Annotated in this window: 26 protein-coding genes; 11 read left to right on the top strand and 15 right to left on the bottom strand. The window is 53.5% G+C overall.

Going from position 1 to position 26,841, the window contains the following annotated elements; genetic code table 11:
• Positions 1-453 precede the first annotated feature (453 nt).
• Positions 454-657: a hypothetical protein gene (locus OOF89_RS19380; protein WP_266081164.1), complete on the bottom strand. Its 204-nt coding sequence runs from the start codon at positions 655-657 to the stop codon at positions 454-456.
• A 123-nt stretch (positions 658-780) separates the two neighbouring features.
• Between OOF89_RS19380 and OOF89_RS19375 the strand changes: the two genes are divergently transcribed.
• On the top strand, positions 781-1,674 hold the full coding sequence (locus OOF89_RS19375) for a DMT family transporter (RefSeq protein ID WP_266081162.1): 894 nt from the start codon (positions 781-783) through the stop codon (positions 1,672-1,674).
• Positions 1,675-1,846: 172 nt separating this feature from the next.
• On the opposite strand, the gene OOF89_RS19370 is transcribed toward OOF89_RS19375, so the two are convergent.
• The 5 genes from OOF89_RS19370 to OOF89_RS19350 all read right to left on the bottom strand — a co-directional run bounded on the left by OOF89_RS19370 (position 1,847) and on the right by OOF89_RS19350 (position 5,101).
• The gene (locus OOF89_RS19370; protein WP_266081160.1) at positions 1,847-2,245 is read right to left on the bottom strand and encodes a DUF5518 domain-containing protein; all 399 of its coding nucleotides are present in this window, start codon (positions 2,243-2,245) and stop codon (positions 1,847-1,849) included.
• Positions 2,246-2,443: 198 nt separating this feature from the next.
• Positions 2,444-2,662 carry a hypothetical protein gene (locus OOF89_RS19365; RefSeq protein ID WP_407661647.1) on the bottom strand — a complete coding sequence of 73 codons (219 nt, stop codon included), beginning with the start codon at positions 2,660-2,662 and terminating at the stop codon, positions 2,444-2,446.
• Between the two features lies 1 nt (position 2,663).
• On the bottom strand, positions 2,664-3,029 hold the full coding sequence (locus OOF89_RS19360; RefSeq protein WP_266081156.1) for a universal stress protein: 366 nt from the start codon (positions 3,027-3,029) through the stop codon (positions 2,664-2,666).
• Between the two features lie 3 nt (positions 3,030-3,032).
• Positions 3,033-4,676 (bottom strand): VC_2705 family sodium/solute symporter, encoded by a 1,644-nt coding sequence (locus OOF89_RS19355; RefSeq protein ID WP_266081154.1) that lies wholly within the window; start codon positions 4,674-4,676, stop codon positions 3,033-3,035.
• Complete coding sequence (locus tag OOF89_RS19350; protein WP_266081152.1) at positions 4,673-5,101, bottom strand: DUF4212 domain-containing protein; 429 nt, start codon at positions 5,099-5,101, stop codon at positions 4,673-4,675. The genes OOF89_RS19355 and OOF89_RS19350 overlap by 4 nt, the downstream gene beginning before the upstream one ends.
• A gap of 405 nt (positions 5,102-5,506) precedes the next feature.
• On the opposite strand from OOF89_RS19350, the gene OOF89_RS19345 reads away from it, so the two are divergent.
• From OOF89_RS19345 to OOF89_RS19315, 7 genes are all read left to right on the top strand, one after another.
• Complete coding sequence (locus tag OOF89_RS19345) at positions 5,507-6,640, top strand: acyltransferase (protein ID WP_266081150.1); 1,134 nt, start codon at positions 5,507-5,509, stop codon at positions 6,638-6,640.
• A gap of 119 nt (positions 6,641-6,759) precedes the next feature.
• Positions 6,760-7,473 (top strand): CDGSH iron-sulfur domain-containing protein, encoded by a 714-nt coding sequence (locus tag OOF89_RS19340; protein WP_266081148.1) that lies wholly within the window; start codon positions 6,760-6,762, stop codon positions 7,471-7,473.
• A gap of 860 nt (positions 7,474-8,333) precedes the next feature.
• Complete coding sequence (locus tag OOF89_RS19335) at positions 8,334-9,134, top strand: aldo/keto reductase (RefSeq protein WP_266081146.1); 801 nt, start codon at positions 8,334-8,336, stop codon at positions 9,132-9,134.
• Between the two features lie 150 nt (positions 9,135-9,284).
• Positions 9,285-9,995: a phosphoglycerol geranylgeranyltransferase gene (locus OOF89_RS19330; protein WP_266081144.1), complete on the top strand. Its 711-nt coding sequence runs from the start codon at positions 9,285-9,287 to the stop codon at positions 9,993-9,995.
• A gap of 273 nt (positions 9,996-10,268) precedes the next feature.
• The gene (locus OOF89_RS19325; protein ID WP_266081142.1) at positions 10,269-10,487 is read left to right on the top strand and encodes a hypothetical protein; all 219 of its coding nucleotides are present in this window, start codon (positions 10,269-10,271) and stop codon (positions 10,485-10,487) included.
• A 169-nt stretch (positions 10,488-10,656) separates the two neighbouring features.
• Positions 10,657-11,016, top strand: a complete 360-nt coding sequence (locus tag OOF89_RS19320) for a DUF7344 domain-containing protein (RefSeq protein WP_266081140.1) — start codon at positions 10,657-10,659, stop codon at positions 11,014-11,016.
• 810 nt (positions 11,017-11,826) lie between these two features.
• Positions 11,827-12,096, top strand: a complete 270-nt coding sequence (locus OOF89_RS19315) for a hypothetical protein (protein WP_266081138.1) — start codon at positions 11,827-11,829, stop codon at positions 12,094-12,096.
• An 89-nt stretch (positions 12,097-12,185) separates the two neighbouring features.
• Here OOF89_RS19315 and OOF89_RS19310 read toward each other — a convergent pair whose 3' ends face one another.
• Complete coding sequence (locus OOF89_RS19310; protein ID WP_266081136.1) at positions 12,186-13,475, bottom strand: S8 family peptidase; 1,290 nt, start codon at positions 13,473-13,475, stop codon at positions 12,186-12,188.
• Between the two features lie 256 nt (positions 13,476-13,731).
• Between OOF89_RS19310 and OOF89_RS19305 the strand changes: the two genes are divergently transcribed.
• The 3 genes from OOF89_RS19305 (at position 13,732) to OOF89_RS19295 (ending at position 17,115) form a co-directional block, all read left to right on the top strand.
• Positions 13,732-14,907, top strand: coding sequence for a low temperature requirement protein A (locus OOF89_RS19305; RefSeq protein ID WP_266081134.1), 1,176 nt, complete (start codon positions 13,732-13,734; stop codon positions 14,905-14,907).
• A gap of 470 nt (positions 14,908-15,377) precedes the next feature.
• Positions 15,378-15,536, top strand: coding sequence for a ribbon-helix-helix protein, CopG family (locus OOF89_RS19300; RefSeq protein ID WP_266081132.1), 159 nt, complete (start codon positions 15,378-15,380; stop codon positions 15,534-15,536).
• A 142-nt stretch (positions 15,537-15,678) separates the two neighbouring features.
• Positions 15,679-17,115 (top strand): MATE family efflux transporter, encoded by a 1,437-nt coding sequence (locus OOF89_RS19295; RefSeq protein WP_266081130.1) that lies wholly within the window; start codon positions 15,679-15,681, stop codon positions 17,113-17,115.
• 144 nt (positions 17,116-17,259) lie between these two features.
• On the opposite strand, the gene OOF89_RS19290 is transcribed toward OOF89_RS19295, so the two are convergent.
• The 8 genes from OOF89_RS19290 to OOF89_RS19255 form a co-directional block, all read right to left on the bottom strand.
• Entirely contained in the window at positions 17,260-17,499 is a 240-nt protein-coding gene (locus tag OOF89_RS19290; protein ID WP_266081128.1) for a hypothetical protein, read from the bottom strand.
• A 132-nt stretch (positions 17,500-17,631) separates the two neighbouring features.
• Positions 17,632-19,710 carry a dipeptide ABC transporter ATP-binding protein gene (locus OOF89_RS19285; RefSeq protein WP_266081126.1) on the bottom strand — a complete coding sequence of 693 codons (2,079 nt, stop codon included), beginning with the start codon at positions 19,708-19,710 and terminating at the stop codon, positions 17,632-17,634.
• Positions 19,707-20,627 (bottom strand): ABC transporter permease, encoded by a 921-nt coding sequence (locus tag OOF89_RS19280; protein ID WP_266081124.1) that lies wholly within the window; start codon positions 20,625-20,627, stop codon positions 19,707-19,709. The genes OOF89_RS19285 and OOF89_RS19280 overlap by 4 nt, the downstream gene beginning before the upstream one ends.
• The gene (locus tag OOF89_RS19275) at positions 20,624-21,619 is read right to left on the bottom strand and encodes an ABC transporter permease (protein WP_266081122.1); all 996 of its coding nucleotides are present in this window, start codon (positions 21,617-21,619) and stop codon (positions 20,624-20,626) included. The genes OOF89_RS19280 and OOF89_RS19275 overlap by 4 nt, the downstream gene beginning before the upstream one ends.
• Positions 21,616-22,473: an HpcH/HpaI aldolase/citrate lyase family protein gene (locus OOF89_RS19270; protein WP_266081120.1), complete on the bottom strand. Its 858-nt coding sequence runs from the start codon at positions 22,471-22,473 to the stop codon at positions 21,616-21,618. The genes OOF89_RS19275 and OOF89_RS19270 overlap by 4 nt, the downstream gene beginning before the upstream one ends.
• Entirely contained in the window at positions 22,466-23,686 is a 1,221-nt protein-coding gene (locus tag OOF89_RS19265) for a CaiB/BaiF CoA transferase family protein (protein WP_266081118.1), read from the bottom strand. The genes OOF89_RS19270 and OOF89_RS19265 overlap by 8 nt, the downstream gene beginning before the upstream one ends.
• A gap of 21 nt (positions 23,687-23,707) precedes the next feature.
• Positions 23,708-25,612, bottom strand: a complete 1,905-nt coding sequence (locus OOF89_RS19260) for an ABC transporter substrate-binding protein (protein WP_266081825.1) — start codon at positions 25,610-25,612, stop codon at positions 23,708-23,710.
• 188 nt (positions 25,613-25,800) lie between these two features.
• Positions 25,801-26,451, bottom strand: a complete 651-nt coding sequence (locus tag OOF89_RS19255) for a helix-turn-helix domain-containing protein (RefSeq protein WP_266081116.1) — start codon at positions 26,449-26,451, stop codon at positions 25,801-25,803.
• Positions 26,452-26,841: the final 390 nt, after the last annotated feature.

Here is a 26,841-nt window from a genome sequence, read left to right as displayed (position 1 = left end):
GGACTGCTCCGATTTGCATGAGCATGCACAACATATTGACTTAAATACGGTGCGAAAAGGTCCGCGTTTTGACGATGTTCAGCCACTGCTCGAATTGATGCACAATCACGCGGACGAACTTCCTGATGAGTGGCTCTAAACCCGATGTGGCGATCTATTGTTTTTATCGTCCACGTTCCTACTGGTATCGTATAAGGCGACTCTTTGGTCGGGCGGAGCGGCTGAGTCTCGATTAAATTAAGCAGAAGTAGATTTTCCTGGATTTTGAACCAATCTGTGTGCAATTTGTAGTGAATATCTCACCGAATATACTGGTAGCTTTAGGAGAGACACTGACGAGGGTCTTCATGCATTCATATCCAATTGTCGGGGAGCTCGTCAGTGTGATCGTGCATGAGTTGTAACAATGGCTGAATTTCGTCGAACTCGCCTTTCGCGAGCGCGAGCAGAAAGTCAGTCTCGACGAACATCATTCTCCGCATCGTCGACGGCTTGATCACGCCCCTCTTGGCGGAGTTCATCAACGAATTTCCCCTCGAAGTTATCACCGATCGCTTCGCGAAGCCCCTCAAGTGCGTGATCCCTGCCCGGTATTGTTATGGTAGCATACAGGAGCGTTATCTCGAAGACGAGGAGGCAACATGACCCCGGTTTCATAACGCATACAATGGTATCGGCTGTAACTAGTATCACTATGGTAAGTGGTAGAAGATGTTGGGATAATAGTCCAGCGAGCGGTGATGCGAGTCCGATAACTAGCCGACGAACATTCGACGATTCGTGAACCGTCGTGTCACAGTTGTCGGACAGTTCGGGACGCTTGCGACCCTCTGGGGATTTTCGTTCCTCGCGATCTCCCTCGGTCTCGAATCGCTCGAGCCAGTGCTTTTCGCTGCATATCGCTATGACGTCGCCGCGATTCTTCTTTTAGTATACGCACTTTACAATGATACTACATGGATTCCTGCTGACAAAACGAACGCTAGTGCTGTCCTTGCTGGAGGAGTCTTCCTCGTCGGCGCAAACGCATTCCTCTTTATCGGCCAACAGACTGTTTCGAGCGGGTTGGCCGCAATCCTACAGAGTCTGCTCCCCATCATGACGTCGTTGTGGGCATTGCGATTGCTGCCGGAGGAGCGCGTCTCAGCGGTTGGTGCAGTCGGAATCGTCCTGGGATTTATCGGCGTTGGGTTGGTTATCCGTCCGGACCCGGCCAACTTACTTGGGAGTGGTCTCGTCGGTCGTCTGTTGATCCTCCTCCAGGTTGCAGGCGTAGCCCTCGGGGGCGTTCTCATTCAGCGGGTGAATCCAACGTTGGATAGGGCTGCGCTCTCCGGCTGGTCGATGCTCATCGGCGGACTGTTTTTGCATACCGTCAGTCTCAGCATCGGCGAGACGTTTTCACTCCCCGCCACGATCAAAAGTGGCGCTGCCGTCGCATACCTCGGAATCTTTGCCACCGCGATCGCCTTCCTCATTTACTTCACCCTTCTCGACGTCCGCGGTGCACTCGAAACCTCGCTTGTCTCCTATTTGGTACCGATTGTTGCAACCATTGTCGGCGTCGTCGTACTGGGGGAATCCATCACACCTCTCACTATCATCGGGTTCATGATCGTGTTCACTGGGTTCTTGCTCCTCAAGCGTCGAGCAATCGCTAATATCGTAAATTGACGGGCAAAATTCTGACAATCCCTTTCCTCCTTCGAATCTATTTGGAGCGGTATCTAAAGGGAACTCCCCAATTTGTCAAATTAACGATAAATAGACATTATTCGGCAGTTCTCTCGACCAGCTGTCTATGTGTTCTCAATGAAAAGTTGATACCGACCCATCGGTTGTTCCCTTAGCGAGGGGTTCCGACGGTTTCGCGGGTCGTGTCGCGACGTCCTTTCATCCACCCACCGATGGCGCCCGCAATGGCACCGGGAATCGCCTGAAAGATCAGGACGAACAGCCCGAGCGCGAGCCCCGTAAAGGCCGGGAAGAGACCGGCAAACAGGGCCCCGAACAGTGCCCACACGACGAGCAGGACGACACCACCAAGTACCGTCGCGAGGCCACCGTGGACGGCCCCACGTCCAACTCCGACAACCATGTAACCGGCGACGAAACCACCGACAAGGCCCGGCAGCGCTTGGACGAGTCCCGACATCTCTGTCATTGGGACGAACCAAACGGCAAGTAGTCCGAGGACGAACGCGGTCAGGAACCCAGTGATTACTGCTCTCCAATCAATTTTCATGATCGGGCAGAGATAGGCGCTATAACATGATAAGTACTCTATAAAAACATCTGTCTTATTTGGGATTTTCATTTCTACCATCATGTCAGTAGAGTACCAATATGGTGCTGTAGTATCGTTGGCTGATCGGAATCCGATGCGACCGTAGTACGTGAACTGACAATACAGAATAACTGCCAAAAATAAGTACGCCAAACGTTACGTATCGGCGTCGAGTGCCGCCTCGAGGGACATGAAGAACCCGAAATATCCGACGACTCCGGCGAACAACGATAGATGATACGCCCATGTCGGCCCCTGAAGCAGGTCGAAGAGCGCGGTAACGGCCGCGACCCAGGTGACGGCGAACGCGAGGTCTACGACCATTCCTCGTCGATGCTCACGAACGTGGTCGAAGATGGTACTGACGAACGGCACGTTATCTCCCCTCCCGGTCATCCACGACTAACACCGACCGATGGGTCGAACGGAGCACGCGCTCGGTAACGCTCCCAAGGAGCATGCGCCGAACACCGCTGCGACCGTGGCTCTCCGGTACGATCGAGTTGATATCGTACCCCTCGGCCAAGTCGATGATATTCCGATGCAGTTGACCGGCGCTGAAATGCTCCATGACGGAAAGACCGCGTTTTTTCCCCTGTTCGACGACGTACCGTGTTGCGTTTTCCGCTCGTGCCTTGAGGTCACCCATCTCCCCAAACCTTTCGGCGATTTCGAGCGCCGAATCGACCGCTAGCTCCGCAGTTTCGCTCCCATCCGTGGGTATGAGGATCCGGTCGTACATTGGTTAGTCGTCCGCCGGGTAGTTTCCTCTCTTCGCATCGACGATGTCTTCCGCACTCTGTTGTTGCCCCATCGGTTCGGGGCTGTGACATTGTCGGACGATTTGTTTGATCCGTTCCGGCGGTTCATCGGTGGCCAATGAGACGCCGATGGTAACCGCGAACACGAGGGGCGTCCCGGCGAGTGCAGCACCTACTGCGGGGAATACCTCGGCGTAGGCAGGCACGAGTGGACCGGCCTCGGTTGCGAGGATGAGCTCGTTGAAGACGGCAGCGGTCCAAATAATGAGTCCGGTCGTCATCCCAGCGAGGGCGCCTTGTCGATTCGCGTTCTCCCACCAAAGACCGAGGAAGAACATCGGGAACAGCACGAGTCCGGCGAGCGAAAAGGCAAGCGCAACGAGTTCGCCGACCAAGGCTGGTGGGTCGAGTGCAGTAACGGTCACGATGGCACCGAGGACGATAATGGTGATACGACCGACGATGAGCTGTTGACGTTGTGTCGCGTCGGGGTTGACAATATTCGTGTATATGTCGTGGGCGGCGGCCGACGAGGCGGCGATGAACAGTCCAGCAGTCGTTGCAATCGCAGCAGCGATACCGCCTGCCGCGACGAGGCCGACGAACCACGTCGGGAGGTTCGCGAGTTGTGATGCGAGAACGACGATGACGTCACCTTCGGCACCACTCATCCCGTTGGCTCCGTAGACCGGACCGACGTTCTTCGCGTAGAGATCAGTTCCGAACGCCGCAAACGCGGGGGCGCTCAGGTACAGCAGGCAAATGAAAAAGAGGCCCCAGACGGTGGACCAGCGGGCAGTTCGTTCGCTCTCGACGGTGTAGAACCGCACCAGCACGTGTGGAAGTCCACAGGTACCGACGATAAGCGAGAACGCCGTCGCGATCCACAGATAGTAGCCACTTCCACTGAACGGTTCAGTGAACTCCGAGTTGAGCGATCCTAACATCGCACCGTACTCGATTTGCGGGAGGAACGTCGAATATCCTTGCGTGTAGCCGACGGCGTAGAGTCCGGCCAGAAACGCCACGATGAGGATAACGTATTGGACGGCCATATTCTTCGTCGCGCCGAGCATTCCCGACAGTGCGAGATAGCCCACAGTGATCCCCATCATGAGAATGACCATCGTCGCATAGTCGCCACCAAACACGTAGATCCCGACCAACCCCATGCCGCGGGCCTGACCGACTGAGTAGACGAACCCGATGAGAATCGTCGTCAGTGCGCCGATAGCACGTGCCGTATCGGAGTTAAAGCGGTCGCCGACGAAGTCGGGTGCAGTGTACTTTCCGAATCGGCGCATCTGTGCGGCCATGAAAATGAGCAGCACAAAGTACCCGGTCGACCACCCGACGACGAAGGCGAGTCCATAATATCCCGATAACGCAATGAGCGCGGCCATGCCGAGATACGACGCCGCAGACATCCAGTTGGCACCAATAGCCATCCCGTTCTCAACGTTGCCGATCGAGCGACCAGCAACCCACAGATCCTCAGTGTCGGCCACGCGGAACGCATATCCAATGCCCAAGAACAGCAGTAGCATCCCCGAAACCATGATTGCCGGGACGATTTTGAATGAGGCGTTGAGAGCGTCGGGAAGCAACTGAAGTGGGGTGGACATCATTGGTCGGCCCCTCCGTCGGATACCACTGTCTCGGTATCGGATGTGGGTTGTTTAGTGGAGTGGTCAATGCCGTACTCGTGATCCAGTTGGTCACGCTTGCGCGCGTACATGAACGAAAGGATCAGTGCACCACTGGGTGCTCCTATCGCGGTCAGAAGGTAGTGAAGTGGGAATCCAAGGACGGTGATGCTCGTCATGACGCCAGGGGCTAAAAACGTCGCCGTTACGGGGCCAAACACAATGATTGCCCATGCGACAAACATCGTCCAGACGATTTTGAGATGGTCACGCATGAACGGGGTCGATGGTTTGAAGATATTGATCTGTGCGTCCAGATAGTTGACGCCTTGTCGACGAGCCTGGATTCCGCCATCCGTCTCGTTGTCGCGAATCGTCGTTTCTCCTTGTGAGTTGTTATCTGTCATCGTCGTTTGACCTTAATTTCCATTCATTAAATTAATCATATTTGGCCGAAATATTGACATGAATGGGATTGACCGGTAATAATTGCCTCGTACTCCGGTTTTGGATCGAGTGATTGACTGATCGTATCCGACATACCAACCAGTTTGCTCGAATCCATCGTCGATTACATTAGCTACGCCGTTCGCTTAGCCACGGCAAGTCTCTGGGGATCCGAATTGCACCTGACTCACGAACCACGCTCTGTGATACCCATCGTTTTAGGATATATTCGCCACTTCCCCTATCGAAATATGAGTCGACGGCCACTGAACGTTATATAGACGGGACTGAGTTCGATTTTCTGCTAGAATCGTAGGGGTCTTAAATAGGAGGAGGCGACTATTTACTGGATCTTTGAAATTACGATGAGTGATCGAATTCACAGCATAGATACGCTACGGGCAATCGCTATATTTTTCATTGTTATCGCACACGTTCAACCATTTCGGGGCTTCGGTACCTACGGGAACTACATATATTTCGTATTGGACACCATCGGTCAGTTCGACGTTCCGTTCTTTTTCGCAACATCCGGATACTTCCTTGCGGAGACGGTGAATGTCGACAACGTCATCTCAACCGTGAGCGGCTCCATTCGGAAGCTGGGATCGATTTATCTGTTCGGAAGACTACTCTCCATAACGGCAATAGTCGGTCTCGCGCTGTTCCAAGGTGTTCCTGTAGCGAATGCCCTCATCGCTCGCGGTCTCGGCGACATCTCCACGATTGATTTCCTATACTATGGAAGCGCACTTGCCGTACCACTATGGTTTCTGACAGCACTGATCTTCGCCCTTATCTTCGTCGCTTGCTTCGTCAGGTTTGGAAAAACTCGCTATCTGTTGCCCGTTGCCGCGCTTGTTCACATCGTTGGCCTCATCGGAATAAATTATCAAATAATAGGCAATGTTCCGTTTCGAACACGGGATGCCCTCTTCTTCGGATTCTTCTACGTCGCTCTCGGATACCAAATCAGCTCGATTAACTGGACACCAAACGAAAACCGGAGTCACATCTATTTTGGTGCGGCCTGCCTCCTCGCCGGAGTTCAACTCGTTGAGCAGTACGCGATCGGCTACATCATTCGTGATCACGTGCTTCGCCAAGACATATTCATGACAGAATACACTGTATCGACGATATTCTTCGTCCTTGCTCTGTTTGCATACGTGCTCTCGAACCCGCAGTGGGGGAAAAACACGATCCTCCCGAAAGTAGGGAAACACGCCCTCGGGATATATCTGCTTCACGTTCCATTAATCCGTCTCTTCCGGACAATAAACAGAGTTTGGCGTCCAGAGATCGGGATTGACCTTTCGTCGACCCTTCTGTGGCAGCTGACCCTGACCCCACTCGTATACGCTCTCTCGCTGGCGATCTATCTCTTCATGGCCAAGATACACGTTATCGAACTTGGCGGAAGTCATACTCCGTGGTTAAACCGCATCTGGTCACATAGTCGGATTTCGGTACGAGAGAGAAGCCCGGATGAAAACTGAAGTCGTACTACCGCGAAAGGTGCTTATTGGACGGCACTCAACTCCTCGTAGTGGTTCGCTCATGTGAGTGCCAATCGACCCGTCTCAATTGGTAAGTCGGTGCCTCGCGAAGGATGATCATGGAAGAGGATCTCCACGAATACCACGGGAAGAACATCGAGGTTAGCTATGACCATAATCGCTGTATTCACGTCCGGGAGTGTGTCAAGGGACTTCCCGGCGTCTTTGACCCGAATCAGCGACCTTGGGTAGATGCCGATAACGCCGAGGCTGACGAGGTAGCGCGAGTAATCGAACGGTGTCCGACGGGAGCGCTTCACTACGAGCGAACCGACGATGGTACACCGGAACCGGTTCCGTCGAGCAATATCGTCACTGCCACCGTCAATGGGCCACTGTACCTCCACGGCGACATCGTGATTCGGTCAAATGATGAAGTTGTTCTAGAGGATACGCGAATCGGTCTCTGTCGCTGTGGACATACGATGAACGGACCACTCTGCGATAACAGTCATGCACGGGTCTTCGAAGCTGCGGGAAACGAGTTAGCAGACTCAGTCGCTGGTGAAGGTAGCGAAGGCAAGCAAGTTGAGGAAGATGATACCGAAGATCCGAGCGATAGTGAAGATAGCGCCGACCAATCCGATGGGAAGTTGATCGTGACGCCGACGCCAAACGGGCCGCTTATCCTCGATGGCACCTTTGAACTCCGGAACAGCGAGGGAGTATCAACTCGACATGATGAGGCGGCACTTTGTCGGTGCGGTGGGTCGGCGAACAAACCGTTCTGTGATGGGACTCACGATAGGATTGGCTTCACGACGGAAGAATAGAACTCACGGGAAATAGCTCGTAGTCGAATCGAGACTGGAGGTTAGCTGTTGGTGTGTCTGGAGACCGGTCTGGAACCGTTGAATGATCATTGACTGATGTTCCGGACATGCTATCGGCATGATTGCTCCGTCTTGGACAGGGACAATCGATTGAGCTGAATTGTACGATGTGAGACGACAGCTAGGGCATGAGATACCACCTGCGGGTTGGTGGTGAAGGAGCGTCGCTGTGTCGTCGGAGGTCAGCTCACAGATCGAAGTGAACTGCTGAAGATGGTCATCACAGCTGAGAATCGGAATTCGAAGGTGGTCCAAAAGGAGAAACGACACAGCTTGCTGGCTATCAGGTTGGAGGACAGACTGACACGCATCACAATCGATAAGCGGCTGATCATCGGTATCCTCCGACTGTGATCGCTGAAAATCTGCTGGTAGCACTATATCATGTAGCAGACTGCGATACGGATAAATGATTGGGTGCTCGTATTCTGAAATCTATATGGCTGGGTTCGTGGCACAATTATTTTGGTGAGAATATAAAGAAATAATATCGACATCGTGGATTCGTCGATCTATGTTCTTGTGAATACGGACACGCTGTCTGAATGTGGGATGTTTCAGACGGTCATACCTGATCATGCCTAGGTTCCACGACCGTTGGAACCATCAATGACGAGTAAAGTTACGAAGGTATGGATATTCACGTCTGACTGTCTGTGAGGGTTCGGATTGACTTGCCGAGTGATTCGGAAGGAAAAGCCCGAGGCGCATCGGGTACTGTAGGACGGTTACGGTCACTACTAATTGATTAATATGAAGTCGGCCACATGATTCACAAGTGTTCTGACGCAAGCTTTGGTATGGACGACCTGCCACCGATCGGACTTGGTACCTACGACAACACCGACTCCGACCATTGCACGGATATCGTTGCTACTGCACTAGAGATGGGGTATCGCCACATCGACACTGCCCAGGAATATGACAACGAGAGGCCCGTCGGCGAGGGGATCGAACAGGCAGACATCGACCGCACGGATGTATTCCTGGCGACGAAGGTTTGGGACGATAACCTCGCGTACGACGATGTGCTTTCGAGTACGGAAGAAAGCCTCGACAAACTCGGGGTCGACAAGCTGGATCTGCTGTACGTTCATTGGCCGCGAAACACCTACGAAGCCGAGGACACGTTACCAGCGTTCGACGAACTGTACGACAACGGGACCGTAGATCGGGTTGGTGTGAGCAATTTCACGCCGGACCAACTCGACGAGGCACGCAACACCCTCGACGCGCCGATATTCGCACACCAAGTGGAGATGCATCCGCTGCTCCAACAAGAAGAATTGCAGAAATATGCCCGCGAACACGACCACTGGCTCGTCGCTTACTCACCGGTTGCCCGTGGAACGGTGACCGAGGTGGAGGCGATTCAAACAGTCGCGGAGAAGCACGATGCCACTCCATATCAAGTCTCGCTCGCATGGCTTGCGGAGAAAGAAAACGTCGTTGCGATCCCAAAGACGGCAACGAAAGAACATCTGCAGGATAACTTTGACGCGCGGAAAATCGATCTGGATGATGACGATATTGCGGCTATCGACGGTATTGAACGCACGGAACGCATCGTCGATCCCGATGATGCGCCATGGAATCAATAACCCAATAACCGTTCGCGTGCTTCACGTATGATTTTTCGTAGTCGGGTGGAGATACTTTCTCTTTCATCCGATTGCACTTCGGCCAATCCGATCTTCATGTGACCCGTCCAGGAGGGTAAAGGGTTTGACTGTGATCACACTATCAACGCTATGCCACCTGGGTGGGCGACATGGAATCACATCACCAAGATCGACCCCGATAAATCACTCCGCAAGCAGGATGCGTACTCCGCTATCGCCGAGACAGGTACTGACGCCATTATTATCGGCGGCACTACTGGTATTACCGAAGAACGAGTTCGACCACTGCTCGACGTCTTCGCCTCCACGGAGATTCCGGTGTATATCGAACCCACCTATCGACCGACGATCCAAGACCACGCTACTGTCGATGGGTATCTCATCCCACTCGTGTTGAACGCCGGTGACACGACGTGGATAACGGGGGCACACATGGAATGGGTTCGTTCGACGGACACTATCGATTGGACACACACCTTCCCTGAAGCGTATATCGTTCTGAATCCTGTGTCGGCCGTCGCCACGTACACCCAAGCCACCTGCGACCTCACTGCCGTAGACGTCGCTGCATATGCCGAAGTTGCCGAACAACTTCTCGGACAGGATATCGTCTATCTCGAATCTTCCGGTACGCTTAGTGACCCTGCCATCGTTGCGGCGGCACGGGATGCTCTGTCCACGGCGACGCTGTTCTATGGCGGTGGCATCCATGACTATGATTCGGCATACGAGATGGCAACAGTCGCTGATACGGTCGTTGTCGGTGATCTACTACACGAGAAAGGGATCGATGCAGTTCGTGAAACCGTTAATGGGGTCGACGATGCTCGTAACGAGTAGATCCTCTACGAGAGATATACAGTGTTAACGGGGAATGCGTACACACAGGCGAGGAGGAAGCAAGATGGGACGATGTCCCATGAGTGCAACAACACCATCAACAAGCGGTACGTGGCCAACAACGGGATTTTCCGCCGCTTTGTGGACTTCGTAGTAATACGTTACTGGGAGCGTCCTTTAAACACCGTTCGGGCCGATGAACGTATGTTCTCATAGTTCGACTTGTTGCAGTGGAGGTCGCGAGGTCGCTGACACTGCGTCTCCACGATTCCAATGGATACTACCGACAACCTTGAAGAAGCAGGTGCAGCAACAGCAGCATTTGAGAGTAAACTCAAAGCGCTCATCTTAGAGTCATTCGCGGACGGAGCAGCGATCGAAGGTTCCTGGGAAATTACTCCCGCGATCACCGATGTGCCGAACTGGACAGTCGATATCACCAAAGTTCGTACCGATGAGACCTCGTACGATCCAGATTTTATCGAAAAATAAGTCTCAACATCATTTTTACGCCATTTGTTAACTATAAAATCATGTTTATAAATAGTAAACTGAGAAAATTTATAATTGAGTACTACAAACCATTATCTACTCGCTGAAGTTGGCTAAACGCTGATGAGTCGCCTGCTGTGGTGTAGGCCGAGTATGGATTAGAGACAATATGAAGACTGAAACGCCAAATGCACAGGTAGGTAGCACAGACTCGATTAATCTCCCCCCCACGACGATGTTTGACCTTCTTGCAAATGACCACCGTCGGTATACACTCCACTACCTCTCACAAAAAGTGGGGGCTGTTTCACTCGGTGATCTCGCGGAACAGATTGCCATTTGGAAAGATGCCCCGACTTACGAGGAATATGAACGTATCCTCACGGGGCTTCACCACCAGCACCTTCCAAAGTTGGTTGATGCTGGAATCATTCACTACGATACAGATTCCGAATCGGTAGAGATCTTGGCGACTGCTGACCACTTGCTTGCCCATCTTAAACTTGTTGCAGCGAACGATATTCGATAGCTGATTCGAGTGGATGCCCCGACTTCTGTTGATCCTCTTGTAGGGCTAATGGAATCCTTGTTCGATGAACTACGACGACACCTAACCCAGAGCTAGAAGTCCTTCAGATACTCCATTTATCCCGCTTATCGGTGTTTTCTACCAAAATAAATAATCGATTTCACATAGTACTTGTATTGGGAAAACACTCTGAAGCAAGTCTATTCTACAACTGGCGATGATTGCGCTCGTAACTGTTCTACTAACGATATTGTCGATTGTTACTGCGAATGACCCCGAATAAACGAACGGGGGTGGATTCGAACCACCGGGGCCACGGAGTGGCCGCCATCGACGACACGAGTCGAAGCGTCGATGGTGCTTCTACCAACAAGCAACCCGTTCTCGTCCCCGGAAACCCTGGAGGGCGTATGGCCGAGCCGGGACGTGACACGACCATTTTCGTGCGTATGACGTCGGGCACGGCGTCAGTTCAAGCGTTCGGGAAGCGTGGCGTCGGAGAGACTTCCCGTAACGCTTGCAATTCGTTCAACGGCCGACTCCGGTATTGTTATGCGGTGCCTGAAATGGTATGAATTTAGACAGAATGAAAATAAATAAGACATTTTCCTCATACAGTATCCTTTGATGTTGTATGAGATCTAAAATATCCGATGACAATGTATCATCGTACTCACGACCTTTTCTGTATAACTTTCTCCCTGTAATTCGAACAAAAAGAATACAGAGTGACGTAATAGTGTTCAGACGTTCGGTAGCATCCGGGGCTCACGTACCTATTAGTAATTAGCTGTCCAACTGATTGTGGATATGGAGGGGGAACAATCAGTCGATATGGAGAGGCTACTATCCAACAGTAAAAACCAACCCTGGCTCTTCGCACAGGTCTGTCTCCTCAAACAACAAGTAAAGGAACAGCGATCTCGGATCGATCACTTAGAACGAGCGCTTGAGGAGCTGGTCGATAAAACCAGCGGCGAGACGACCCTCTGTGGAGATTGCAGTCGGTGTGGCGGTATTCTCCTTGAAGAACGGGATCGTCTCGTCTGCACTGATTGTGGTGATGTGCGGTACCTCTAAGTAACAATGTATATTTGGCGGGCCGTGGGGCTATTACTCTCCGATTCGATCTCAAGCTACCCAACCTGGTCCGCCTATCGAATCCCGTTCTACTTCAGAAGGGATTCGACTGTCTGCAACGCGTTGATTCGGCCAGCACCGAGTTCAGGATCACTTCGGCCGTTACTTCCTTCGGCGTTTCGTTTGATGACTCCCTCGATCCGGTTCGGTTTTAGGGTGGGGGACAGTTCTCGAACGAGACTCACTAATCCCGCAACCTGTGGCGACGCCATCGAAGTGCCGATGTAGTAGGCATACGAATCGTTCGGCACCGTCGACAGGATACGGTTCGTCGGATTTGGCCATTCTGTATCGTTCGATAGCGTCTTCTCGATGGTTTCATACCCACCACCAGGTGCTCCGACGTCAATATCGCCGAGGCCGTAGTTCGAATAAAACGCGAGCTCATCATTCGGAGCTGTCGCGCTCACACCGAGTGTACTCTCGAGACTCGTCCACATATCGCGGTAACCGCCATGTTGAAGATCGGTCTCTTCGTTACCGCCAGAGACGACGACTGTCGTTCCACGACGACGGACGCTTTTGATGACTCTGTCACAGATAACGCGTCGGACACCCTGTGCCGTTTGATTTTCCCGTGGCGGACGTGGTTCCCAACCGAGACTCATGTTGACTACGTCGGCCCCAATCTGTGCAGCATAATCGATTGCCAGCAAGCAGTCGCTAATACGTTCAATGACCGGACCTTCCTTTGGGAAGACACGAAGTGGAACGAGTTCGGCATCTGGAGCCATTCCAACTACACCCTGTGCCCCAGTTGCCGCGGCTATCCCTGCAACGTGTGTTCCATGTGGGTGGACTGGGCTGGCGTCGGGACCGAACTCGCCGTCGATCACCGACCGTCCCAAATCAGTGTTTACGTTGGCAGAAAGGTCGGGATGTGTGTGATCGACTCCCGTATCGACGACCGCAACACGGGTTCCTGCTCCGGTTGCGAAGTCGTGTGCGGCGAAGGCATCCGTGAGCTGCTTGTCCCACTGTAGATCGGTGTATTGCGCATCGACCGATGGAGCCATCGAATCGACCGGTGATGACCCGATTTCGTATGCGAGATCCGGTGCGGCTTCGCGGACGCCCGAGATATCTTGAATACTTTGTGTCTCGCTCGATGGCCCGCGGACGATGAGAAGGTTCGCGGCGGGAATCTCGTTCTGAACGATATAGCCCTTTCGCTCGAGTTTCTGAGCGACCTTGTCACTTCCCGTTGTTACGAGATACGTTTCTTCCTCGGCTGCGTTTCCTGATGTCGTTGCTGCGAGGCCGACCGTCGTCGCTGCGATTCCTTTGAGAAGCGTGCGGCGCTTTGCTTGTAAATTCATTACTGCAAACCATAATCAATTCAAATAATAATAAATATATCGACAAAAGAAAGAATACATTTATATATTTTTGTATATGATTGAAGTTTTCTATACGATAGATTCACCTCGATTCGAGGCCATCGGCGGTCCGTCCTCCGACCGCATGGTAATCATCGGAGCCTCGTGGCTCAGTTCGAACGTATGTTGATACCCAAACCGAATTACCTGCCGTCTCAGCTTTAAGTCGGACAGTACCCATTTCCAGTAGTAGATCATGAGTTCAATCGATTCACCGGAAGATAAACCGACAGACGCAGGAGACCAAGAACAGTCCGTGACTCCGCTCGAACTGTTCTTCGACCTCGTGTTCGTTTTCGCATTCACGCAAGTATCGAGCTTTCTCATCCATCACCTCACGTGGGGTGGACTCGCACAAGGTGCCGCACTGTTGGGTGTTCTGTGGTGGGCATGGGTATGTTATTCGTGGCTAACCGGGGAGGTTAACGCCGAGGAGGTGATGCTCGCTCGCATAGTTGTCCTAACTGCGATGGCAGCGATGCTCATCGTCGCACTGGCGGTGCCCGACGCATTCGGCGAAAATGCGATCCTGTTCGGGCTCGCGTACTTCATCGTCAGACTGCTGCATATCGTCCTCTATATGGTCGTTGGACCATCAGAAACCTATACTGCAGTCCGTCGAGTCGCACCGGGGTTTCTCGGCGGTCCCCTGCTTCTCGTCGTCGCTGGATTCTTCGACGGCACGATTCAAAGCGCTCTGTGGCTCCTCGCCATCGTCATCGATTATGGTATCGTGTTCGTCCGTGGTGTCGAGGGCTTTCATGTCCATGTCGCACATTTCGTCGAGCGCCATCGTCTCATTATGATCATCGCGCTCGGAGAGTCACTCGTTGCTATCGGTATCGGTGCGGAGGGAACAACCCTGACGCCGACAGTCGTCGGAGCCGCGCTGCTTGGGATCATCCTCGTCATCGCGTTGTGGTGGCTCTACTTCGATTACATCGTTCTCGCCGCCGAAAATCGCCTCAGTAGGGAAGCAGGAACTGAACAAACGGTATTAGCGCGTGATTCCTATAGCTACATCCATCTGCTCATCGTCGGGAGTATTATCTTCATCGCCGTCGGTATCGAGCAAACCATTGCCCACGTTGGTCACCCCCTTGAGGTGATACCAGCCGTGTCGTTTTGTGGTGGGTGTGGACTCTATCTGTTCGGCCACAATGCGTTCCGATTCCGCGACCACCGCACGGTCAGTTATCTCCGACTCGCCGTTGGCATCGTAGCGGTTGCATTGACTCCGGTGGTCATTCGGATTCCGTCCCTTGCGGCACTCGCACTTCTCACCGCCTTGCTTGTCGGGCTCGCGGTATATGAGACGGTTTGGTCAGACCACAGGAACCGACTACGAAACAGGTCAGATTTACGGCGGTGATAGGAAAATTGTGATCTTATTTGTCAGCGAGCGTCAAAAATTATTATTGTACCGTAAGCGCGAATAATACTGCCGGTCGGGGTGAACGTCGGGTTTATCTGGAGGGCTTCAGATCGCCCCCCGACCTGTCATGCTACGTATCTTCTAAACATAGATAGTGAGGAACATGAATAGTGTTCTCTCTGTTCAGGAGCCTCCTTTGAAACCCCCGGTGATGCATATCTCACTCGAGCAGTCGATACACTGGTAATCCATGACAAAACAGGAGTCTCGCGGGTTGTGCGTTAAGTACACGCATAAACATGCTTCGAAAATACACAACTACAATCGGTAGGGCATACGATGACGACCCCGAGAGAGAGAGCATCGACAACAACAGCCGATCTGCTTGTGAAAACATCGAATGCAGGACCGTAAGCCGACAGACGTCTGACGAATTTATTTGTGACTGGTCCTCGTGTTGTTTTACGATGAATCAGGATTTTCTCGACATGGAGTCGGTGACGCTCGAACTCACATCCGAGGAACTCGAACGGGTCGATGACATTGCGTTCGCCAATCATCGGGAAAATCGCGATGCAGCGTTACGAGAACTCCTCGATCAGTGGTTGAAAGGCCGCGATGAGTGATCGAAAACTCTCAGAATTATATGCAACTCTCATGAGTCATATGATCGTTGGTAGCTCGTCTCAATCACGAACATTTATTAGATTTTTTCTCAATGCTCCGCAAGGAATTTATACGTAACTACCATATATCGCAGTAGATTCTGTGGAGCTCAAATCATATAATCCCGTGAGAGGTGTGCTCCTTCAGGTTGGCCATCTATTGGTTGCGCTGAACCTGATCGATGAGCATCGGGTCTACCAAACCACTCGACTTGCATGGCCACGAATCATCACCGGTGTTGCCCGGATGTCGAAATCGGCAGCGGATATTGCGATGGTCGGGTTGGCGGTTGGCCCGGCGGCAATCGCAGGTATCGGGTTTGCATCGCCGTTTTGGGGCCTCGCGTTTTCGTTTGGTGGTGGAATTGCGGACGGCGCAATCGGGCTTATCTCACAGCGGTTCAGTACGAACCGATACGACGAACTCGGCCGCATCGTCAAAACGAGCACGTTTTTAGCGGTCGCTGTAACGATACCGTTGACGCTCGTTCTTTGGTTGTTCCCCCACTTCCTGATTTCACTCGTTGGTTCCGACAGCCTCGCGATCGAATATGGAACGACCTATCTCCAAGTCGTTGCGCTTGGGATACCTTTCGCAGCAGCGAACTTGATCGGAAGTCGAACACTGGTCGGTGCCGATAACGCACGGATTCCCATGCTTCTCCGTGCTGGTGGCGCGGTGGTGAACATCGGCATCAATGCCGTTCTTATCTTCGGTCTTGGCTTCGGAGTCCTTGGTGCGGCCATCGGAACGGTCGTCAGCACGGCTATCGTGACGATTCTTTTCGCATGGGGGTTCGTAGTCGGACCGCTCCCTCTGATCGGTGCGTTCCCTGTGACGATCACTCTCGATGGCACGTTTATCGATCAATCACTCATGCACCAAATCACAGAGATTGGAACTCCGCTTGTGCTTACGAACCTCGCTCGAACTGGCGGCCAGCTCCCCTTAATCGCTATTGTCGGTCTCTTCGGACCGAACGTTGTCGCTGCATTCGTTATCGCGCTTCGAATTCGAGCGCTAATGGACACACCCGGCTGGGGATTGAGTCTCGCTTCGAGCAGCCTTGTCGGTCAGGCACTTGGAACCGGTGCTGAACGGAAAGCCGAGGGCTATGCGAGGGACGTATTCCGATTTACAGTGTCTGTCTACGTCCTTATTGCAATCGTTGTTGCCTTCTTCTCACACCCCATCAGTCAGGTGTTCGTCAGCGATCCTGACGTCCTTCCGATTGTGAAGAATTTAATCTACGCGACGTGTGTGAGCGTCGTTTTCTATGGCGTGATCGGTAGTGCAACGGGGCCACTCCGTGCGGGTGGCGACACACGATGGCCGTTTTATGGACAGACGTTGGGATTGTATTTCTTCGCGCTACCCGTCGCCTATCTCGGTGCAACGACCTCCGTCGGTCTCGTTGCACTGTCCCTCACGTTGGTCGTCGAAACCGGCATTCCTGCGCTTGTAACGTACTATCGATTCAACGGAGGTCATTGGAAGCGAATCAGTCGGTCGTATCGGCCGACGACGGCGAGCGACTAGCCAACCAGTAGCTTACCACATTACCGAGCTAAAACAGAGAGTCGATGAGCTCGGAGGATTTCCATCTAACCCTACCGACATCCGCCCACAAGTGCATTAGTTCCGGTTTCGTTTCTCACTGGACTTTGTATTCAGTCGAAGAATTCACAAATCATCTCGAAGCCGCACTTCCTTATCCGTTACAGTTTCGATCGAATCGGCTGGAACGGAAAGGTGGTCTTCATCCGCACTACTCCAACCAAGGACCTCCAGCCAGGCTTCGGGGATGCTTGGGTCCGGATCGACGAACGCGGTGTCTCCTTTGACCTCACTCACGATTCCCAACTGTTCGCCTTCAGCATCCATGAGAAACTTTCCTTCGTCTTCACTACTTAGACTTGCCATGTGGAAATAATCGCCTTCCTACCTTATCTACGTTTTGACCGTTTGCCCCTCCAGTGTCATCGATGCGTGTTTCCCTCACTCGAAATCACCACTGCGAGTGCGTGAGGAGGTTTTGTACAAGAGGTGCGATAGTCAGTCGCTACTCGATTCTCCCTGTTCAGGTGCCTGGTGCTCGGGAGTGATGGTTTCGTCCTCTCCCTTCGGGAAGTAACAGGCCGCCTTGTGCCCATTTCCGGCCGCTTCAGGAAGCTTTGGTTCGCCCTGTCGGCACTCCTCTTTCGCTTTCGGGCAACGTGGCGCAAAAGTACAGCCCGACGGAAGGTTCACCGGGTCCGGTGGTTCGCCTTCGAGATGGATTCTATCGCGGTCGATCGAGGGATCCTTCTCCGGCGTCGCCGACAGGAGCGAGTAGGTGTAGGGATGCCGTGGTTGGCTAGCGATGCGATCGACATCACCCGTTTCGATGACGCGGCCAAGGTACATGATCGCCAATCGGTTCGAAACCTGCAAGAGACTCGCGAGGTCGTGTGAGATGTAGATGATGCCGAGATTTTCCGTATCGGCGAGTCCACGCAGAAGATTGAGAAGGTTCACCTTCAGAGACACATCGAGCATCGACGCGGGTTCGTCGCAGATGAGGAAATCCGGATCAAGGACGAGTGCCCGGGCGATGGCGACACGCTGTCGTTGCCCTCCCGATAACTCGTGTGGATACTGATCAAGGAACTTCTTCGGGGGAGTCAAACCGACCTTTTCGAGCGTTTCGATGATAGCGACCTCACGCTCATCAGTCCGGTAGTCGTGAATCGTCAACGGCTCTCCGACGAGTTGTCGGACGGTCTGTCGCGGATTGAGCGAGTCAAACGGATCTTGGAAGATGATCTGTACCTTTCGCCGAAATTCCTTCATATTTCCGTCCTGGTAATAGTCGTGTGACTCACCATCGAAAACGATCTCACCACCGGTCGGTTCTTCGAGTAACGCGATGGTTTCGCCCAGCGTCGATTTTCCACATCCACTTTCACCGGCGATACCGAGAACTTCCGAGCGCCGAACCGACAAGGAAACACCGTCGACAGCGCGCACGTAGTTCGGGTCTTCACCTCGGAATTTACTCACGAACGACTGACTCTGTGAGTACCACCGCTCGAGACCATGCGTCTCAAGAATCGTTTTCCCGACCTCGGCGTCGGTGGCGTCCTCGTCGTTGATTCCCCACGTTTCCGGCATCGTCGCATCTCGCCGCATTTTGGCTGCTTCTTGGACACGATGACATGCCGAGCGATGGTTCCGATTGGGCAAATCGACGGATTCCGGATGTGATTCGAAACATTCGTCCGTCGCGAATGGACAGCGATCCCTGAACACGCACGCCGACGGTTCTCGGTTAAGATTCGGTGGTGACCCTGGGATGGAAACTGGATCGTCGGTTTCGTCGATCTCCGGGAACGAGTTTTTAAGCCCCATCGTATAGGGATTCGTCGGATTGATGAGGACGTTATCGACGCTACCCTGCTCCATCACCTTGCCACCGTACAGGATCGACAGGTCATCGCACGTTTCCGCGATTACCCCGATCTCGTGTGTGATGAGTAACAACGAGCTATCGATTCTATCTTGTATCTCGAGGATTTTGTCGATGATCTTGTCCTGGACGATGACGTCCAGACCGGTCGTCGGTTCGTCGGCGATGATGAGGTCCGGTTCGAGAGCGAGTGCCATCGCTATCGTCACACGTTGACGCATCCCGCCGGAGAACTCGTGTGGATAGTCGTCGATGCGGTTCGAGTCGAGACCGACGAGGTCGAAGAGTTCTCGAACGCGGTCACGGGCCTTCGATTTTGAGACGTTCCGATGTTTCAGTATCGCCTGCTGGATTTGGGCGCCGGTCGTCATCACTGGATCGAGGGCGTCCATCGCACTCTGGGGAATATATGCGATCTCTTCCCAAAGGACATCCCTGCGTTCACGTGGTGAGAGGGTCGTCAAGTCGCGTCCTTTGAATCGAATTTCCCCAGCGTCTACCTGACCGTTGTCGGGGAGGAGACCGAGGATAGCTTCCGCTGCGGTTGATTTGCCAGACCCGGACTCACCAGCGAGACCATAGTTGACGCCTTCGTCGATATTGAACGAGATACCGTTGACTGCGTGAACAGTATCGTCTTGCGTGCTGTACGTGACTTTGAGGTCTTGAACGTCGAGTAGTGTCATGATTCGATTTCGATTTCTGGATTGATGACTTCCTCATAGGCGCGACCGATGAGGAACACCGAGGTCGTAATAGCGGCAATGCCCAACGCTGGCGGGAACACCCACCACCACGCGATGCGGATGTTACCTGAGTCAAACACCATCCGAAGCATTCGCCCCCAGCTCGTCATTGTGGGATCGCCGAATCCAAGGAACGCGAGGCTCGCTTGGGCAGCGATCGACCATGCGACTCCGTACGCCGTGTAAAGAAAGCCGATCGGCAGGACGTTCGGCGCAACGTGGAAGAACATCGTCCGCAAGTTGCTGGCACCGCTAGCTCGTGCGGACTTCACGAAGGTTCGCTCTCGCACCGAGAGTACCTCCGACCGGACAACGCGAGCCGGCATTTTCCAGAGGAAGCCCGCGATTATGAGCGTGATGAGCCAGATGTTCGGTGTAACGAACGTTAACAGCAGCAGGGCCATCGGCATGAACGGCAGCGAAAACGTCAGGTCAGTCAGTCGCATCAGCACTTCGTCAACCCCACCACCATAGTAGCCACTGACGAGGCCGACGAGAAATCCGATAGCTCCCGTTCCCAGTCCACCGAACAGGCCGACGATCAACGTCGGGCGAGCGCCGGCGAGGAACTGACTAAGGATGTCCTTTCCGTACGCCGTCGTCCCAAGCGGTGCCTTCGCGTTCGGCGATGAGAGTCGCATAATGCTTCCCTCTTCCGTCTTCATATCGTGTTCAATGGGGTTGTGGGGGGCAAGCATCGGCCCGAAAAGACCCAGAAAGACGAACGTGGCGACGATGATAACTCCGACGAGCGCGAGATTGTCCCGTCGGATAAAGTCGAACTGGTCTTTCAGGATCGTTCGCCACGTGTCGATTCGCTCGAAGATAACGGCACCATTCGTCGTGTCAGTGCTCATGCGGCACCACCGCCACTCGTGGAGACAGTCGGATCAAAGTACGCATACAGAACGTCTGCGAGCAGATTTGCGATGATCACCGCAAGTGCCATGATGAACACGGCTGCTTGTACGAGCGGGTAGTCCTGCTGTTGAATCGCGAGGACGAGTGCACGACCGATGCCAGGCCAGGCGAAGACGACTTCCAGGAGGATGAGTCCCTGGAAGATCATCCCAAGTCGAAGCGCGAAGTACGTCAAAATGGGGAGCATCGAGTTCCGACCGGCCCGGGCTAGCTGTTCGAACTCGGAGAGTCCTTTCGCCCGGTGGAGTTTGAGGAACTCGGAACCCTTCTTTTCGACCACTCCGTTACGGGCGAGTAGCAAGAAATCACCGCTGTAGTACAGTACGGCGACCGAGAACGGGAGGATATAGTGGTGTAGGAAGTCAGTTGATAGATACGTATCGAGATATCCCGTCGGTGATGCAGTCACTTCCCGCATCCCGAACGCCGGGACGAGCCCGAAGGTGTACGAGAAGAGTATCACGAAGATAATGGCCGTGATGAACACCGGCGTCGATCGGAGGAATGTCGTCACGATAATACTGGCCTTCTCCAGTTTTCCGCCGCGATTCCACCCGACGTACATCCCAAGCAGGGAGCTCAAGATTGCCGTCGTAACGAGCGCCGGAACGAGCAGGACGAGCGTGTTGACGAGCTTTGGCTCGAGTACCTCCCAGACAGGACGACTCCGAAGGATGGAGTAGCCGAACTGGAACGTCAGAATACTCTTGAGGTAGCTGAGATACTGTTGCCACAGCGGTTTGTTCAATCCATATATTCCCATGATCTCGTTGACCTGCTCCTCGCTGAGATTCCCGGCAGTGATGAGTGCCTCAAAGGGACTACCGGGTAGCATGCGCAGGACGACGAAAATGATCGAAACCGCAATTAGCGTTAGCGCTGCGGCGATCGCGAATCGTTTCACGAGGAACCTCCGGAAATCGCTCATTCTGCCACCTCCTCGTGTCTGCTGAGAACGGTTCTGTACTGGTCAACGATCGCCGTGTCGAGAAAGACACCGTCGACGACGAGCGAGTCGCGGTCCGCACTGTCGAAGGTATCGACGAAGCGTTTCGCTTTCTCGACCTCCTCTGGGGTTGGTGTGTACATCTCATTGATCACCTCGATTTGAGCCGGATGAATCGCCTTCTGTCCGATGTAGCCGATCTCCCGACATTCGGTTGCTTGGTCACGAAGCCCCGCAGTGTCGGTGAAATCCTGATAAACGGTCGCAATCGGGTCGAGACCGCCGACCGCCGCCGCACTAACGATGAGTTCACTGAGAAAGTCGTGTATTCGCGCCGGTTTTCCGGTTGCTCCGATCGCTCGTGTATAATCACCGAACCCGTACGACAAGCCGGTGACGTGGGATGACGAACCACCATGGATGGCGATTTCGTCAACCGCGAATAGCCCCTTTGGCGTCTCGATCGTGACGATGAACTCCGGGATCTCACCGTCGGCAGCGTCGGCGACCTCGATTGCCTGATCGAGCTGTGCGGGTCGCTCGACCATCGGTAGAATAACGGTGTCGACGCCAGCAGCGGTTGCCGCCCGGAGATCGGACTCCCAGTGTGGTGTTTGCAGCCCGTTGATTCGAACGCAGACTTCCGTTCGATCGACCGAGCGCCCATGAAGAGCTGATGCGATGTTCTCGCGGGCGTCAGCGACGGCAGCGTCCGGGATTGCGTCTTCGAGGTCGAAGATCACAGCGTCGGCAGTATCGAGTCCTACTGCCTTCTCCATCATTTCGAGGTCATCCGCGGGCGTGTAGAGAAACGAGCGTCGGAGATGTTCAGCCATCCTGTTCACCTCCGATATTCGTAACCCCTCGAGAGGCGAGTCGGTGAACCTCTTTGGGCGTTCTATCGGTGAGGTTTGTGATTACTTCGAGTGCATGTGATCCCAGCTCTGGACCGGGGTGGTCGACCGAACCCGGTGTCGCCGACAGTTTCGGGAAGACGCCCCGCATCGCGATTTCTTCATCCCGGTTGTCGTCTTCGACATAGATGATGGCATCCCGGTCGTCGAAATGCTCATCATCAAAAATGTCTGCCATATTGTTGACCGGGCCGATCGCGGCTTCGTATTCTTCGAAGATGTCGATGACTTCCGCACGTGTATGCTCGCTCATCCAGGCGCCGATAATCGAATCGAGTTCTTCGACGTGTTCGAGGCGACCCTCCATCGTTTGGAACCGTTCGTCGGTGGCTAACTCCTCGCCCCCCACGATGCGTAAGATCCGTTCAGCGATGCTTGGCGAACTTCCCGAAATGGCCACCCATCGTCCGTCCTTCGTCCGGTACGTGTTTCGAGGGGCAGTACGACTGCTTCGGTTCCCTGACCGTTTGTGGTCGACGCCCTTCCATTCGTGCTCAATGACTTGATCGCCAAGAACACCGAACATCGTCTCGAGGATTGCCGAGTCGATGTACTGACCGGTGCCGCCGTGAACGTCACGCCAGTAGATGGCCATCAAAACCGCGTACGCTGAATGAAATGCACACACCGAGTCCGCCATCGCGGTCGGCGGGAGTGTCGGTGGGCCAGTTTCCTGACCGGTCGAATAGGCATAGCCGCTCATCGCTTCCACCAACGTGCCGAATCCGGGACGATTCCGATATGGACCTGTCTGCCCGAACCCGGTAACGCGAACCATCACGAGGTCCTCGTTGATGTCCGAAAGTGTCTCCCATCCGATGTTCCAACGTTCGAGCGTTCCGGGGCGGAAGTTTTCGATGAGGACGTCTGCATCGGAGATAAGGTCGGTAAAGATGTCCTGTCCGTCGTCGGTATGGAGGTCGAGTGGGACACTCTTCTTATTGCGGTTCACCCATTTCCACGAGAGTTCGTCGGTGGAATCACCGAATTCACGGAGTGCGTCCCCTGACTCGGGATGTTCGATTTTGATAACCTCGGCACCGAAATCACCGAGTATCATTCCTGACAGTGGCCCGGCGTAGAGACTCGCCGCGTCGATGACCGTCAAGCCGTCCAATGGTTTCTTTGGTGTCATTTTGATATAATCTCCGAAAAATCACGAGAAGTCGGTCTGGTCAAGCTCCGTCCGGCGTTTGTGTGTGTTTCCGTTTTGAACACGTTCGACGAATGCTTTCCACGCGTCCCCGTTGGGGAACTGAAGATTATCATTCGAATCCCACGTGTAGCCAGCCTTCTTCAGGATGGTTCGTGCCCCGTCCACGTCGTATGCGTAATCCTTCGTCTCATCAGTGTTCCACTGCGTGAGCGGTGAAATCGGGTTTTCGCCGGTCGGAATCGTTGCCCGACCTTGGAGCACGTCTTTGACGAAGCCTTTCTTATCGACCGCCTTCGCGAACGCGATGCGGAATTCCTTGTCCCGAATGAGCGGACAGGAGAACATCAGCTTCGCATCGAGCGGTGCGAAGTTCTCACTCACGACTTTCTCGATACTGCCCGCGCCGGCCGCGCGATCCGCTTGACTGTTCGAGAGCGTACCGCCGATGGCGTGAATTTTGCCCTGCTGGAGCGCGCCGAGCATCGAATCGACGTTCCCGACGTTGACCCAGATGACACCCTCGATACCCGGACCGGTCGTAGCTTGCTCACCGAGGTGCTTCTTCCGCCAGCCGTCCGTGAACATCCAATGGCCATCGTTTCTCTCGACTTCGAAGCGAGATCCTTGGTCCCAACTTTTGAATGTGAATGGTCCCGTTCCGACGGGCTGTTGTGGATTGTGCTGTGCCGGATTGTTGACCGATTCCCATTTGTGTTTTGGAATTATGACACTTCGGACGACGCGCTGAGTCATGAAGGCGGCATCCGGATACTTGAGGGAAAACTGTACCTTGTGCCTGCTGAGAACTTCGACGCTCTCGATCGGCTCGTAGAACGACACCTGACTCGTCGACGAATGTTTCTTGTACAGATCGACGGTGAATTTGACATCCTCCGCCGTGAACGGTTTGCCGTCGTGCCATTTGACGCCTTTTCGAAGGTCGATTTCGACCGTCGTATCGTCTGTGTATTTCGCGTTCGTCGCAAGAGCAGGGACGACGCCGAGGTCTGGTGTTGCATCGAACAATCCATCGTAGATGAATTTGAGGCGCTTTTCTTCAGCGCCCCCGGCCGCCCACGGAAGGTTGAGCGAGTTCATCGATGTAGTGACGCCCTTGACGTACGTTTTCTCGTTCGTCTGGGGTTGCAGATTGACTTCGGTCCACTGGAAAGAATCGCCGGTCGGTCCGTTGCCGGGCGTCTTCACGTATCCCTTCCACTTCTTCCGGTTGACGGCGGTGATGACATCAGGGAAAATACCGATGATAGCACCGACATCTTCGGCGAAAATACGCTGTGCCTCGGAAACGAGCTGCTGGCGTTTTTTCGTATCGCCGGTTATCTCTCTTTGCTTACTGAGGATTTCGTTCAGTTTTGGATGGTAGTAGTTGTCGTAGTTCGATGGATTATCCTTGTGCCGACGCATCAGGAGTGGGTTCGGGTCGAGTCCGCGCTGGGGGTCCGGTCCGTGCGTACTCATGGAGATGACTGCCTGAAGTCCAGGAGTATTCCAGCTCTGTGCGTAGAGTTGGTTTAGCGGCCGATCGTTGAGTTCGACCGAGACACCGATATCCTCGGCACCCCGCTTGAACATGAGTGCGTGTTCTCGCATCCATGGGTCGTCCTCGCTGGAGTATTCGACAGGAATTGGGTCGAGTGCAGCCCCTGCCTTTGCGGTGTACTGGAGTGGTGGTTTCTTTGCGTCGATATTCGACCAATCGTGCCAGTACTTCGTCTCGACCGTTTTCGACACCCCTTCCGGAACCTTTGGTTTTCTGTCTTGCGCTTTGCTGTCTCCGTTGGAGTTTTTCCCGCTATTGCTGCATCCAGCGAGGGTCGTTAGCCCAGCGGTGCCAGCGACAGCCGTTGCTAAGTAGTTGCGACGACTGATTTTTCGTGCATCCATACGCTTTCGTGGTTTCTCATCGTCCTGTGATACCATGCTACAAACCATCATTAGGGATAATTATATTCAAAATATTCCCGAAGTGGATCGATGATCATCGCTATTTATATAATGAGAAGGGAGCTTGGATGACGCGATACCTCAAATGGTATTTATTGTACTGTCGATTGAGAAATTCCCAACACGTGTCACTCACGAGGCCCGTATATTAGTTCCAAGAGGTTACGTTCTGCAGTCCGCAACCGTTCGCTAAGCGTCGACTGAGAGATATCCAACTCATCAGCGAGGTTTTGTGCCGAGACTTCTCGAGGCACCTCGAAATATCCCATATTGTACGCTGTTTCGAGAACAGAGAGCTGTTTATCCGCAAGCTTCGTGATGAGGACTTCGGTCAATCGACCACTGTCGAGTGGCTCACCCGGATTGTCGATCTCGTTCATGCTTTTGAGGTCGAATCCACCGAGTGCATCCTGTAGCTCGTCGGCAAGCGATCGGAAATGTTCCCACGTCCGGACAGTAACGACCACATCAAACGTTCCATCTTGGAGGACGATCCGATTTGGAATCGCTTCTCGGCGGAGGATCAATCCGAGAATAAACGGATACGACTCGTTGGCGAGGATCGTAAGTCGTCTTACCGTATCTCCACTCGGTCCAGTCGGGATATCACGTGTATAGTACAGTTGAACGCCGGAGATTTTGGTAATGAGGTCGTCCAGATCGAAATCCGAGGTTGACGAAACGGTGAGTGATTCGATCCAGGTGCCATCTTCGACATAAAAGGCATTGTCGAGTTCGATACTCCGAACGTCATTCAGGTGGGTATCGAACTTCTCCATCACTCCCGTTGGGGACGTTTTGAATTCGACACGAAGAATTGTTTTTGCCTCCTGTCGCTTTCTATCGCCTCGGTATAAATGCTTCACGACAAGTATCACCACACGAGATCACGTCGTAGTAGGGATTACACCCGGTGACAGTGATTATTGCAATATTCGATTATCGTTGTGGTGCAGTGGGAGATCGCGTTCGCGGTTCCTTATTCATTACAACGGTCTTATCGTCGCCGCGATGAGGACGGCCGAAATGTGAGGTATCGAGATCCACTACCGCTCGTCACACATGAAATCGGATATAGGCTCTTGATCTACAGAACCAATCCGTGCCGATATACAATCGTAGGTTTGCTGATCGTCTCTGATTTCATATTCGCCGTGGTTGATTTCCCT

The organism is Haladaptatus caseinilyticus, assembly GCF_026248685.1.
GTDB lineage: Archaea > Halobacteriota > Halobacteria > Halobacteriales > Haladaptataceae > Haladaptatus > Haladaptatus caseinilyticus.
The sequence above is the reverse complement of the archived record's forward strand: the minus strand, read 5'-3'. Positions and strand labels throughout refer to the sequence as shown.